General features: G+C 67.9%; 10 protein-coding genes. 4 read left to right on the top strand and 6 right to left on the bottom strand.

The features are described from left to right. Nucleotides 1-23: 23 nt before the first annotated feature. Genes VJT49_RS35195 through VJT49_RS12485 form a run of 4 tightly spaced genes read right to left on the bottom strand, consistent with a single transcriptional unit; the run spans nucleotide 24 to nucleotide 2715 of the window. Entirely contained in the window at nucleotides 24-344 is a 321-nt protein-coding gene (locus tag VJT49_RS35195; protein WP_414635925.1) for a helix-turn-helix domain-containing protein, read from the bottom strand. After that, nucleotides 345-938, bottom strand: coding sequence for a hypothetical protein (locus VJT49_RS12495; RefSeq protein WP_324164935.1), 594 nt, complete (start codon nucleotides 936-938; stop codon nucleotides 345-347). After that, the gene (locus VJT49_RS12490) at nucleotides 935-1942 is read right to left on the bottom strand and encodes an alpha/beta hydrolase (RefSeq protein WP_324164934.1); all 1008 of its coding nucleotides are present in this window, start codon (nucleotides 1940-1942) and stop codon (nucleotides 935-937) included. Before VJT49_RS12490 ends, VJT49_RS12495 begins: the two co-directional genes overlap by 4 nt. Further along, nucleotides 1939-2715 (bottom strand): hypothetical protein, encoded by a 777-nt coding sequence (locus VJT49_RS12485; RefSeq protein ID WP_324164933.1) that lies wholly within the window; start codon nucleotides 2713-2715, stop codon nucleotides 1939-1941. The genes VJT49_RS12490 and VJT49_RS12485 overlap by 4 nt, the downstream gene beginning before the upstream one ends. A gap of 1846 nt (nucleotides 2716-4561) precedes the next feature. Between VJT49_RS12485 and VJT49_RS12480 the strand changes: the two genes are divergently transcribed. Further along, on the top strand, nucleotides 4562-5215 hold the full coding sequence (locus VJT49_RS12480; protein WP_324164932.1) for a response regulator transcription factor: 654 nt from the start codon (nucleotides 4562-4564) through the stop codon (nucleotides 5213-5215). Between the two features lie 1555 nt (nucleotides 5216-6770). Here VJT49_RS12480 and VJT49_RS12475 read toward each other — a convergent pair. Together VJT49_RS12475 and VJT49_RS12470 are read right to left on the bottom strand one after the other, a co-directional pair. Beyond that, nucleotides 6771-8993 (bottom strand): hypothetical protein, encoded by a 2223-nt coding sequence (locus VJT49_RS12475; protein ID WP_324164931.1) that lies wholly within the window; start codon nucleotides 8991-8993, stop codon nucleotides 6771-6773. 80 nt (nucleotides 8994-9073) lie between these two features. After that, entirely contained in the window at nucleotides 9074-9979 is a 906-nt protein-coding gene (locus VJT49_RS12470; protein ID WP_324164930.1) for an alpha/beta hydrolase family esterase, read from the bottom strand. Between the two features lie 302 nt (nucleotides 9980-10281). Between VJT49_RS12470 and VJT49_RS12465 the strand changes: the two genes are divergently transcribed. From VJT49_RS12465 to VJT49_RS12455, 3 genes are read left to right on the top strand one after another with little or no spacing between them, the layout of a single operon-like run. After that, nucleotides 10282-11856: a class I adenylate-forming enzyme family protein gene (locus VJT49_RS12465; protein WP_324164929.1), complete on the top strand. Its 1575-nt coding sequence runs from the start codon at nucleotides 10282-10284 to the stop codon at nucleotides 11854-11856. Next, nucleotides 11853-13004, top strand: coding sequence for an acyltransferase (locus tag VJT49_RS12460; RefSeq protein ID WP_324164928.1), 1152 nt, complete (start codon nucleotides 11853-11855; stop codon nucleotides 13002-13004). Before VJT49_RS12465 ends, VJT49_RS12460 begins: the two co-directional genes overlap by 4 nt. Next, nucleotides 13001-13741, top strand: a complete 741-nt coding sequence (locus VJT49_RS12455) for a phosphosulfolactate synthase (protein ID WP_324164927.1) — start codon at nucleotides 13001-13003, stop codon at nucleotides 13739-13741. Before VJT49_RS12460 ends, VJT49_RS12455 begins: the two co-directional genes overlap by 4 nt. Nucleotide 13742: the final 1 nt, after the last annotated feature.

Genomic DNA, 13742 nt, shown 5'->3' with positions numbered 1-13742 from the left:
TTCATGCCCGGACGAGGTGAACACTACCCTCGCGGGCCGCCGCGGAACATTGGCAGAAATACCGATTCCTGCATATCGGCTCGGTTGGCGATCTGCTTTCCGGTCACCTGTGGAACAGGTACTTCCACCACGGGAAGTCCGATGACCCCGCTGATCAATGCTCGCGCAACCGCGTGCGTTCGGTTCCTCGCGCCGAGCTTCCGGCGAAGGTTGCGCATATGGGCCGCCACCGTCCGCGGAGATATTTGAAGGGTCGCGGAAATGTCGGAGTCCGACAGTCCGGCCGCGGCCAACGCGACTATTTCTCGTTCTCGGTTACTCAGCTCACCCGGGTCGGACTGCATTCACACCTCCACCGAGGATTTCGGGACAGGTGACATCGGTGCTCCGCGCCGCGGCGGCGCGGTCTCGAGTTGATGGACATCCGAGGTGAAAATGATCCGAGGACTGACCGAGGCGTCGAAGACTGCCGAACGACCTATCGCGAACTGAGTCGCCCACGCATCAGGAGAGTGCTCGACACCGAAAAGGGCGACATTGAGCAGCGCCCGGTAGGGAATGATGCGGGAGATCCGTCGAATATCCTGGGTCACCCGGATGACGATCAACAACTCCGCCAGTGCGTCGGCCACCCCTTTGTCCATTCGCCGATGAGGCGCCCAGAGCATATGGATCAGGCGGCGATCCTCGCGCAGAACCAGTTCCCGCCATGGCTCGGTTCGCCCGTCATTGAGGTGACACCGGATCAGAAGATGCGTGTCGTGGACACCCGGTCGCGGCCCGAAGAAGCGGTAGTTGGGTACCGTAATACCCATTTTCTCCAGATGATGGATGGGTCTGAACGTCGGGTCGATCTGCCGCGTGACGGTGCAGCCCGCCCAGGAGGCCAGCAGCGTGTAGAGAGCAATTCGTGGTACTGTCGAGGCTGTTTTTCTCATGCCGATCGCCTTCCGTTCCGCGAAACTTGTCGTGGCGTTCGGACCGGGCGGTGTGGCGCCCGGTCGAGGACCCAAACGACCGCTTCGGCCACCTTCGCGGCATGTTCGCGATCGGTCAGCAGTGAGTTGTGGGTGGCTTTCACCACGAAGTGTGCACGGCCGACGTCGGACAGCCGCACGAGATCGTCCTGGTACCCGGCGAATTCCGGCCTGCTCTCCAGGCTCACCGTGGCGGTGACAACCGCGACCGGACAGGGAGCGCGGAAGCCCGCCCGGTCGCAGCTCGCGGCCCACTCGCGGCTCAGCCCGAGTTCCCGCCGGGCCGCTCGAAGGGAACCGGCCCGGGTCTTGGCCTTCACGGTCGCAGCAGTCAGCGAAGGTGGCAGGGAAGCCAGCTCCGCGGTGAGCCCCTCGTCCACCGGCATGCCCAGGGTGGCGCGCACCATCCACTGGTTGAGACGATCCTGCATCACGCTGGAACCATCGAGCCAGGAAGAGGTCAGCAACTCGGCGGGGTGGGTCGCGTCCACGAACACCAGGCCGGCGGTCAGCTGGGGCTGACGCTCGGCGAAGAGCCGGATCAGCAGGCCGCCGAGCGAGTGCCCGACCAGGAGGTAGGGAGGTGGTGCGCCCGCAGCCTCGAGCAGCGAGAGCAGGTGCTCCGGGTACCGCGAGCTGTCCAGCGATCCCGTGATCGGCCGGCTCCAGCCGACTCCGGGACGGTCGTACCCCACGAAGTGGGTTTCCTCCGGCAGATGCCGGAAAAGCCACGCCCACATCGTCACGGGATTGCCGAGGCCACTCTCGAATACGATCGTTGGTCGCCGTGCCCCCCGACGCTCGACAACGTGCTGCGGCCCGCCGTCGAGGTGGACCAGCCGGCCCGGCGTAACGGGTTTGGAGCCGACGCCGATCAGTTCCCGGGCGGTTATCGCCGCCGCGGTGGCGGCCACGGTGCCAAGCACGAGGCGATGGGACTGGGCGCCGTGTTTCCGGGCGCTCATGAGCGCAGCCCCGACGACACATGCGCCACTGCCGGATAGGCGCCGGTGAACGCCCAGACGAACCGGTTCAGCCCCATGAACCTGCCATTGGCCAAATGAAACAACGTGCTCGTGGCCAAAATCGCCTGCGCGATTCGCCGGGGCGCGACCAACACGAGGGGAAACGTCAGCTCACCGATGATGACCGTCCAGGACAGTGCCACGGCCAGCGGGGGATACCGCTTGAGCAGAGCATGGAGCCAGGCATCACCATACGACTGGGTGCGCAAGATCCCGGTGATCGCGGAACCGTCCCGCCATACCGGCGAGACCAGTTTGATCGCGCCGGAACTCGCATAGGAAACGCATGCCTGGAACGCCATGAAGAGCAGGCACGCCTCCCGAGCCCGGCTGTCTCTGGCAAACGCCTTCTCCAGCAGGCTCACCACAAAGGTGATCTGCGATATTTCATCCGACCCGTCACCGCCGTAGTAGTGCCGGACATGCATCCCGGCGCCGGCGGCGGCGAGAACCGACAGGAGCAGGGCGCGCTCTTTCGGCCCAGGGCTGCCGAATACGACCCGGGCAGCCGCCAGGAAGCGTGCGTGCGGAATGGCGACAACATTGGGATATTCGAGGAGCTTTCCGATCTGCTTACGCGGAAAACACTCGTTGGACGTGTAGCGAGTTCTGTGCACAGGCCACGAGAAAAGGCCTTTGTCGTTGAGCTCGCTGGCACGTACGATCTGCTCCAGAGCTCCGATCATGGCTCCGATCGCAGTGATCTTCTCCATTCGGGGGAAGATCGCGTCGATTTCTTCCGTGCCGTTTTCGTTCGCATTCCCGGTGCTCCTGGTGACCAACCCCGCCGGCCTGGGTTCGGCCGTTGTCCGAAATCTTTGACGCACCTCGTTCTCCCTTCTTGTGAGTCACGCCGTCCCAACGGGTCTGCACTGCTCACAAACCCGTTGTGGGGCCGCATTGACCGCGGCAACGAGCGAATCCTGCCGAGACTGGTGACCGCCCGGACGTCTGGAGCGGCCCGAGGCCGCCCGCACTACGAACCGGCGAAATGGCTACTGTTTCTTTGCCGAGGTCATGTTGAGGCTCCCCCTCTTGCCCGAAAATGACCGCTGTTGTGCTTTTCATAACGGCCGGCACCAAAATTAGGCAGCTGTCCGCGGGACGGATCGCGACTGGAGCTCAATCGTGTAATCAGTGTCTTGGGGGGTGCCGGGTAGTGGTAGAGGCAAACATTTCAACCAGGGAGCAAGTTCCGCACCCACGCCGGCCATCCATTGGAAGCCTGTCACGCCGATCATGACGCCGGGTTTCGCTGGTGCAACATGAAGTCGGAACCGGCGAAAGAGCTGAACCGGATGTTTCGCGGGGCCCGCGGCCTGATCGGGTTCGGATTGGTTTTTGACCGTGTTTCTTATTGTGGCACGTGGTTGGGCGCCACGTTCAGCGAATAACTGCCGGTTTCGCCGGCCCGGGGCGGTAGGCCTGCGGATGGGAAGGAGCGTTCACGTTTCGTCAGCACTGATCTGTGCTCTGCTACGCCGCTGCGAGGTGATCGCCCGCCTAGCGTGGCATGCCGGCCTGCTGGGACTCGTCTCCCGCATCGCCACGTCGGTGTGGCTGGGCCGACCGGATCCGGCAGAGGGAAGTCCCACCGGGCATTCGGTACCTGTTGGCCGCCAAGTACCGATAGACGTCTGCCGCGACTGCCCGAACCCCAGGCATACGCGGCAGGGCGCCGATGACCCGCCACGTGCTGCCATCGCCATGCCCCTGGCCGGCGCCACGGCGCCACCGCGGAGCTCAGCGCCGTAACCAAGCACGACCTCTTGGCCGAGGCGCTCAAGCGGTACCCCCAGATCGTCGGGATCGACTCTTTGCCAAGGCCCCGGTTCCGTACTTCCGAGGGCACCGCGGCGTTCGAGCCAGTCGACGCCTCGGCGACAAAACCGACAGTCGTCGAAGAACAGGACAGGGCCCGTCATCGACGGGTGACGGGAATCAGTCAAGAGTGCCTCCAGTCGTGACATCGCTGCTGGAAACCGGCGGGGAGGACGAAACCTCCGAGTGTCCTCCCCGCGGCCCAGCGCGCTGGTGACTTGCCTCAGGCCTTCGCGGCATCGTGCCGTCCTATTGTGGCCTTTTTTGTAACGCGCACCAGGGTCAATTGTCCCGGCACCCGCGGAGACCGAGCCGACGCACGCCTGCGGCGCTTCGCTCAGGCCCGATGCCACGTGCCTACGCACCTGATCGCCACCCTGCTCATCCCACCCCGCCACGAACGCACCTGCCCCCGCGCGGTCAAACGCGCCCGCCACAACAGCTACCGCGTCCAAACCCGACGAGCACGCCGGCACCCGCCACAGCGGACCAGCCACCGTCCACATCCACGAGCTTCAACCTTGCGCGGCGTGATCGACTTGAGCTACGTGGTGCGCTCGGACCGGTTCGGTGGTCAGGCACCGGTGTGGGCCACACCGCCGGGATGTGCGTTCCATGCCGACTAATGAGGTCTTAACAGCACCGCGGCTAGGGTGACGCGGCGCGAGTCTCACACTCACGTCACACGTGTCCCACGTTCGAGGGGACACTCTGATCCTACCGCCAAGGACAGTTGAGATGCAAAATTCGTTGTTAGGTACCAAGACCTGGCCCGGCCCATCGGATCCATTCCGGATAAGATTCGTAACGCCCCCGTACGCGGAGAACCTGTCCGACAGCCAGGCAGACGTCGTGGTACTCCGCTCCGACGATCCGCGGACAGACGTATACGGTCTCATCGACGCCCTGGACCAGAAGGACACCCCTCTCATCGTGCTCAGTCCGCGGTGGCATGTCCAAGACGTCGTGGATTTGTTTCAGAACCGACATGCCGAATATCTTGTCGAGGACGATTACTGTACCTGCACACTCACCCCAACGGTCGTGGGCAGTGTCAGCGGACTCACGTCCGCCGCGCCAGTTGTGTGTGCGGTACTGAAGGAAAGCATGAAAATCGTTGGCGAGTCCAACCTCGCGGCAGCGCGAGAACTACGGGCAAGACTCACCCGGCGCGAACAGGAAGTCATGGATCTGGCCTCGCACGGTTATGGCATCCGCGAGGTCAGTGAGTGTCTGGGGATCAGCGAGAAGACACTGCGCAATTATCTCAGCAATATATACGCAAAACTGAATGCCCGCGACTACACGGACGCCGTCCTGCGGTGGATGGGGGTCGTGGTCGAGCCGACGGGAACCGCGTGGCCGTGCCCACGATTCGGGCCCGGGGTTTGAAGCCCCATTTGGTGGAGACCTTCACGCCGTCCAATGATACGCAGTTCGAGGAGAAGCTTGTCGATCGGCCAGCCCGCGGGGGCGATGTTGCTCAGCGTACCCGGACTGATCAACGCGATCGAGGAGTTCATCGCACAACGACGACCCCAAGCCCTACACCCCGGACCGACACCGCCCACGAGATCCTGGAGAAAGTCCGACGCGGACGTAGGACCCCGGCCAGCCGGACAAAACGCCAGATCAACCTGCGACCCACCACTAGGCCCAGTGGCCGAGCCAGGACTCGCGCCAGGCGACGGTCAGCTCGCTCACACCGTCCACACCGGACTGATCGACCTGTGACTTCCAGGCCTCCTCCAGCGACGCGCACAGCTTGGCGGCCGGCGGTTCGACCCCGCCGGCGGAAAACCGGCGCAGCACGGACTTCGGCACGGCGAGCTTCGCCTTGCCCCGCACCACCGACTGCTCACTCGCCCGGCAGATCAGGTGCTCGACGGTGGCGGCCTCGCTCAGCGGCACCGACGGATGGTCCGGCGTCTTCGGCACGACCTGGCCCAGCGCCCGGTACAGGCAGCGCAGCGGCGCCGCGAGTCCGTCGTCGGAGTGCGAGATCTCCCAGGAAACCCAGACGGCCAGCGAGTCGTGGACGGGCTGGGGGCGGTAGGTGAACGCGGGCCCGGCGAAAGTCTGGTAATCGCTGGCCGGGTCGGACGCGTCCGCGACCTGCCCCACCGGTTCGGGCCGCAGGCCCAGCCGGGTGAACAGCGACTGCAACAGCTTGCGCGGGCGCGCCGGGCAGGTGTGGTCGGCGAGCAGCTTGCCCAGGATCCGGTTCAGCCGCTCGCTGCCGACCCCCTGCACGGACAGCAACAGGTGCACGAACGCCACGTCCGCCAGCGTGGTTCCCGCGCAGGAGACGACTCCCACCTGTGGATACCGTTGCAGGAACGACACGATGGCGTGGGTGGAGCCGACCCGCGCCGGCCCGGCGCAGGTGACCGGCAGGCAGGTGGCGATCCGCTGCCGGGACCGCAGATCCCCGTTGTACAGCGGGGAAAGCGCGCCGTCGGCGTGGCACACCTCGAACCAGTTCCCGCTGCGGTGCCCGGGCCGGGTGTCGGCCAGCCAGAATCCGAAGCCGTGTTTCTCGCACAGCTCGCGGATCCGGTCGCCGAGCTCGAACCGCATCGCCGCGGAAACGTCCCGCAGCGCGATGGCGAACCGCACCGCGAGCGACGAGCTGGGCGGCGCCGTCTCCTTGCGGGTGGCCAGATCGTGGTTGCGGGTCTTGATCACGGTCGGCAGTTGCGCCGGGCACTGCAGGGTGAGCAGCGGCGCCCCGGCGACGGTGGCCGCGGTCTCGGAGATCTCCTTCATCAGGTCGCGGATGGCCAGCCCGTGCCACTCCCCCACCTCACGCGCCTCCGGGTCGATCGCGATCAGGCCTTCGAAGGTCTCCGCCGACTCGTAGATGAACGTCGGGTTGGGCCACGCCGTCTGCCGGAAGATCCAACCGTCGTCAACGTGCTCCGGCAGCTCGGCCACCTGGTGCCCCTCATAGCGCGCGATGGCCTCCGCGCCGTCGGCCCGTTTCCGGGTGCGGGTGCCCACCGCGACGCCGACGCCGTTCGCCGAAGAACACAGCGTCTCCAAAAAGGTCGTGTTCCCCGCCTCCGCGGCGGCGAGATCGCGAAGGTAACCCTGCCGCGCCCGCACGTGGTGCACCTCGAAGTCCACTTTGGTCACCGGCTGCCGCGCGATCTCGAAGCCCGCCCTGGCCAGGTCGGCCACGTTGCGGATCGACGGGCGCCCCTTGAGCGACATCACCACTCCCGGACGAATCGAATCGGACGTCGGGCGCTCGGGTGCGCCCGCGTGGGACGGTGGTGCCGGCCCAGCCTGGCACACCGATCCGCGAAAGCGGAATGGCCGATTCGTGCCACGAACGCTGCGCGAGCAACACCAGCGCGCTCAGCACCGGAAGCCAGACCGCGAGCGTGACCGAAACCTGGATCACCTCGCCCCGGCTCTGCGTCGCGATGGTCGCGGCGAAGGCTGCGGCGGCCGCGATGGACAGCTGCCCGAGCGCGCGGGGCAGCGTGCCGAGGTAGCCGACCACGGTGCGGCGCGGCGGCAGCGACAGCCGGGTGTAGAGGAAGCCGGGTACCAGCAGCAGCATCGTGATCACGGACTGGCCGTCGCCGATGTGCCCGAGCGCCTCGGTGGCCGCGCGGCCGTAGGGCCACGGGCTGTCCGCGAGCAGCCAGCCGAGCACGAACGAGACCGCGCCGACCGCCAGCGCGTAGAGCATCACGCTGAACGGCCCGGACTTGGTGGAGTCCTTGAGCACCAGCCCCGCCCGCACGTGGACCTGCTCGCCGCGCGGATCGCCGCCCGCGGACCGGCGCCAGTACGCGCGCGCCTCGTTGTCGGTGACGCTGGTGACCAGCACCAGGTCGTGGCCGAACTGGCGGTCCGTCAGCTCCCGGGCGGCCTCGCGGAGACTGGCCGCCACGAACTCCGGATGCCGCAGGAGCGAGTTGTCGACCTCGTTGTTCTCCGTCCGCACCGCGTCCCCGGTGGTCGCCGCGGCGGCCAGCCGGTGGCAGGCGGGCATGACCCGCGCGGACAGGTCCAGCCCGGACTGGCCTGCCTCCCACTTCCGGCGACGCAGCAGGTCGGCCAGCGTGCGCAGGGTGGTCTGCGCCTGCAGTTCGAGCAACTTGTGCCGCGCGCCGCCGGTTTCCGAAAGCGCCGCGGCTTCCTTGCGTTCGGCCAGCGACCGCAGGTCGGCGGCAAGCCGGTCCACCAGGTCCTGGTCGGCGTCGGTGGACAGGTACATCCGGGCGATTTCGGCTTCCGGGGCGGTGCGGGCCACCAGGTGATAGGACTTCACCGCGGCCGGGAGGGCCGTTTCGTAGCTGACGAAGTAGCCGCGGCGGCTGGACAGGAGCCGCCGCCACTGCTCGGTCAGCCGGGGCTCCCGCGCGCCGACCCGCAACGGCGTCTCGAAGGTGAGCCGGTGCTCGTCGACGGTGTCGTCGAGGGCGACGATCAGCAGGTAGTCGCGGATGGCGATGTCGAGCAATTGCGCGTATTCGACCAGCAGGTGCGAATAGCCGTCGAGAATGTTCAGCGCCATGTCACGGCACTGCCTCGCGTAACCGGGGACGGTGCCGGGTGCGGACGGCAGCACGAAACCCTGCTCCGGATGGTTCCGCTCGGTCAGCAGCGTGACGAGCGCCTGCTGCACCAGCCACCGCGGCTCGTGCACCCGGAACAGAAAGGTGTTCAGCTCCTGTTTCGCCGACTGCGCGTGCTCGTCGCCGGCGAGAATTCCGCGCAGCAGCCGGTACAGGCCCGAGGCGATCAGCCGGGACGCCTCGTGCTGGGTCAGCCGCGGCAGCTTGTCCCCGCTGCCGTCGAACACGTCGACCGGGGAGACCTCGCGGCGCGGCAGCCGCGCCAGCGGCACCCACAACTCGCGCGCCTGCCGGGATCCGGTGCGCTCGCCGTGCTCCCGGCCGATGAGCTCCTGCAACGCGGTGGAGGCCTGGCGCTGGCCTTCGTCGAGCAGTTTGAGGCTGACGTCCAGTTCGGTGGTGCGGCGGGCCGTGCCGTGCTCGACCACCGTGAGCCGTTCCGTCATGCGGCGCACGTGGTTGAGCCGCAGCGAGATGTCGAGCAGGGCGAGGCCGACCGCCGCGCCCTGGTGGGAGAGCCGGGGCGGGGCGCCGGGGATCGGTATCGTCTCGATCGCGTGCCGGAGGCTTTCCATCCCATCCACGACGATTCAGACGCGGACGCGGGGCGTTCCGGAACGGCTGTCCGGTGATTTCCCCCGAATGGACCAGCAGGTCAGCGACTGTGTGCCGTGAGGAACTCCCACATCACCGTCGCGGTGGCGGCCCGCTGACCGACCACGGTGGTGAACGGCTCCGGATTCGGCTCCGCGGTGGGCCAATGGTGCCCGATACCCGTGTAGGACGCCGACGCCACGGCCGATCCGCCCCGGCAGCCCGTCCAGGTGGTCAGCGTGAGCGGGCCGGTGTGGACGGTTCCGGCGGTGGGACCGCAACCGTCACGCGCCCGCCATCGCCCCACCACGTCACTGACCGAACCCTCGCTGCGCACCAGCGTGTCGTTCGTGCCCGCGGCCACCAGTACCGGAACCGGTTCCCCGGCCTCGCAGACCGCGTGCGGCAGGCCGGCGTAAGTGGCGAACGCGGCGAACAACGCAGGCTGCGAACACACCTCCTGGAAGGCGAGCCGGGCACCGTTGCTGTACCCGACGAGGTAGACGCGCTTGGTGTCGCTGCCGAAGAACCGGGTGGCGTCGCCGACCACGTCCGTCACGAAACCGATGTCGTTCACCCCGCTCGCCCCCGCCCGGCCACAGCAGCCGTCCCCCGCGTTCCACGAGTCGGCCGTCCCTTGTGGATAGACGAGGTCGGCCAGGCCGCGCTGGGCGTAGGTCAGGAAACCGGTGCGCACGGACTCCTGCTGCGCGGTGAAGCCCCGGCCGTGCAGGACCACGATCAACGGCAGGTCCCGCTTCCGCGGCAAACCGACCGCGAGGTAAGTGCGGCGCATCCCGCTCACCGTCACCGTGCGCTCCACGCTCTCGGTGCCGTTCGCCGGACTCGGGGAGAGGGTGGCCCGCGCGGCCGCCGGACGCTCCTGTTCTGGCGTGGTGCCCCCACCCGGCCAGACCGCGACAGCCAGCGCGGAACCCGCCACGAGTCCCGCCCCCAGGACCGTCACAATTTTGATCCGGACTCTTCGCCACGTCAGCATGTGCCAAGTCTGCCCGGAGACTGGGCGAAAACAGCGTGAATCCAAGAACGTTTCAGCAAAGACTCATTGCGAGATTTGCGGGTCCTTGCCCTGGTATGCGTGTTTTTCGTGGCGTTCTCTCAGGCCACTCTCATAGTGCTGCCAGCGGGCTCCTAGGAAGCCCGCCCAAACTCACTGGGGTGTTGGCAGACAATGGTTCGGCTGCTTCGGCTGCTTCGGCTGCTTCGGCTGCTTCGGCCAGGTTGGCTGGTTCGGCTGGTTCGGTCGGCTTGGCCGGCTCGGCCGGGAAGTCCACATTGTCCCGGTTGCTTTCCCTCCGGGCGGATGAACGGCCCGAAGCGGTCGCGTTCCGAGACGGTGCGGACGGCCGCGCGCTCACCTGGCGGGCGGTGGCCGCGCACGCGGAGCGCTGGCGGGAGGCCCTGCGGGCCGGCGAGATCGCGCCGCGCGCCCGCGTCGGGCTGGTGATCGCCGGACCGCTGGAATTCGCCGCCGCCTACCTGGGTTGCCTGTCCGCCGGGCTGACCGCGGCGCCGATCGATCCGCGGCTGACCCGGGCCGAACTGAGCACAACGCTGGCCAGGCTGCGCGTGGACGTCGTCGCGACCGACGACCTGGAGCACACCCAGCCCGGGCTGAGCGCCTGGCGGGTCGGCATCGAGGGCCCGGAACGGCTGTGGACGACCGGGGCGCGCCCGAGCGATTCCGCCGCGCCGCACCCGGCGGTGCTGCTGACCAGTTCGGGCACCACCGGCCGTCCGAAAGGAATCCCGCTGTCCGAAGGGCAGTTGCTGCACGCCGCCGGCCGGGTGGCCCGCCATCACCGGTTCGGCACGGGCGACCGCGGCTACACGCCGCTCCCGCTGTTCCATGTCAACGCTCAGGTGATGGGCCTGCTGGCCACGGTGACCAGCGGCGCCTCCCTGGTTCTCGACCACCGCTTCGAGCCGGACGAGTACTGGGCGCGGGTGGAGGCATGGCGGCCCACCTGGCTCAACACCGTTCCCGCGATCCTCGCCTCGCTGTCCGAGCGAGGTGCGCCGGAAGTGCCCGGAATCCGGTTCGCGCGGTCGGCGTCGGCTCCGCTGCCGCCCGCAACCGCACGGAGGTTCACCGAGCGCACCGGGATCGGCGTTCTCGAAACGTACGGGATGTCCGAGGCCGCGGGGCAGATCACCGCGAACCCCCTCGAGGAGGCGTTGCGCCGCACCGGCTCGGTCGGGCTGCCCGTCGAGGTCGAACTGAAGGTCGGTGACGACGGCGAAGTACTGTTGCGCGGCAAGCAGATCATCAGCCACTACCTCGAACTCGACGAGGACGGCCCGGAGCGGACGCGTCCGGCGCGCACCGCGTCGGGCTGGCTGCGCACCGGGGACATCGGTTCTCTCGACGACTCGGGTTTCCTGCATTTGGCCGGGCGCGCGGACGACGTGATCAACCGCGGTGGCGAGAAGATCCATCCACAGGAGATCGAAAACGTGCTGCTCACGCATCCGGCGGTGGCGTCGGTCGCCGTGGTGGGCGCGCCCCACGCACGGCTCGGGCAGGTGCCCGCCGCGTTCGTGACGGCCCGGCAGGGGCATGGCGAAGCCCTCGATGAGTCGCTGCGGGCGTGGTGCGCCGAGCGGCTCACCCGGTACAAGCGGCCGGCCGTGATCGAGGTGACCGACGCCCTGCCGGTCGGCCCCACCGGCAAGATCCTCCGGCGGGTTCTGACGGGGGTCTGCGGGCTTGCCCCCAGCGGGGGCGTGGGCGCGGAACCCCCACAAAACACAGCGGTCCGCGAGCTTGCTTCCAGCAAGGGTGTGGGGGTCGCACCCCCGGAAGGACCGGCGGCTCGGTGAGCGCGCGGGAGCATCTCCATTACGTCGACCTGATCCGGGTACTGACGATCGGGCTGGTGATCGGCATGCACGTCTTGGCGCTGGCCCCGGTACCGCCGAGCGTCGAGACCGGCGCGCTGATCATCGTCTTCCACGTCAGCCGCGAGGTGTTCTTCCTGCTCACCGCGTTCGTCCTGACGTATTCGACCGGCCGCCGGAAGACTCGTTGGCCCTCGTTCTGGCGTAAGCGCTATCTGTTCGTGGTCGTGCCGTACCTGACCTGGACGGTGCTCTACTTCTTCGCCAACGGCGGACCGTTCGACGGCGGCACCTTCCTTCGGGAACTGCTGACCGGTACCGCGCGCTATCACCTGTACTTCCTGCTCGTGTCCATGCAGATCTACCTGGTGTTCCCGCTGATCAGCATGCTGCTGCGGCGCACCGGGCGATACCACGGCGTGCTGCTGGCAGGCTGCGCGGCTTTCCAACTGCTGTTCACCCTGGCCGTGCAGTACGACTGGGGCGCCGGCATCCTGAGCGGCTGGCTGCACTTTCCCGACGCGCTCCTGCCCAGCTACCTCGGCTACATCCTCGCGGGCGCGATCGCGGGCCAGCACAGGGAAAGGCTGGTCGCGTGGACCCGCGCGCACACCCGGGTGGTGTTCGCCGGCTGCGTGGCCGCGGTGACGCTCGGCGTGGTTGTCTGCTTGGGACAGATGTTCGTCCTCGGTCAGCCGCCGCTGGCGGCCAGCATGGTGTGGCAGCCGGTGATCGTGGTGGAGAGCGTCGCGATCGCCTGGGCGTTTCTCGCTCTGGGCCTGCGCTGGCAGGAACGCGGCCTGCCCGGCCGACGGCTCGTACTGTCCACTTCGGACGCTTCGTTCGGCATCTACCTGATCCACCCCCTGGTCCTGCAGTTCGCCCTGCTCGCGGCCGCCGCGCTCGGCCTGGTCGGGTACGCGCAGACCGTGCCCGTGGCACTGGTCCTGCTGGCGCTGGTGACCGGGCTGATGCCGCTGGCCTATCTCGTTTCCGGACTGGTGTCCGTCGCGCTCCGGCGTACCCCGGCCAGCCTCGCCCTGACCGGCCGGGCCCGTAGGCGCCGGCCCGTTCCCGCCCAGCGGCGCGAAGATCTCGCGCTCGCGATCTCACCTGGAGGCACGCGATGAACCCGCTCGGTCTTACCATGATGATCGACCCCGGCCTGCCCACCGGCGCGTTCACCGACGTCGTGCACAGTCACGGCGAGCACATCGACCTGGTCAAGTTCGGCTGGGGCACCGCGCTGGTCACCCGCGACCTGGACCGCAAGGTCGCCGTGCTGCGCGAGGCGAGCATCGGGTTCTACTTCGGCGGAACCCTGTTCGAACGCTACCTGTTCGGCGACCGGCTCGGCGACTTCCTGGCGCTGGTGGAGCGCACGGGCGCCACCCACATCGAGGTCTCCAACGGCACCATCCCGCTGGACCAGCACGCCAAGGCCGACTACGTCCGGCGAATGGCGCGGTACCGGCCGGTGCTGTCCGAGGTCGGGTACAAGGACCCGGAGCGCTCGGCCCGGCTTACGCCCGCCGACTGGGTGGCCGCCATCCGAGAAGACCTCGACGCGGGCGCGTCGCTGGTCATCACCGAGACGCGGGAAAGCGGCCGGAGCGGGATGGCCCGCCCCGACGGGCATCTGCGGGACGAGGTGTTGCACGCCGTTCTGGCCGCCGTCGACACCGACCGGTTGCTGTTCGAGGCCCCGACCAAGGAACTCCAGGTCGAGCTGATCCGCGCGGTGGGCGCGCGCGTCAACCTGGGCAACATCGCCGCCGCGGACGTGATCGGCGTGGCCACCCTCCGGCTCGGGCTGCGGGGCGACACGCTGCTGCAGTTCGCTCCCCGAATCGCCTCCGTCGCGTGAA

The sequence above is a fragment of the Amycolatopsis sp. genome, from assembly GCF_035276945.1.
Lineage (GTDB): Bacteria > Actinomycetota > Actinomycetes > Mycobacteriales > Pseudonocardiaceae > Amycolatopsis_E.
This window is presented reverse-complemented; position numbering and strand designations above follow the sequence as displayed.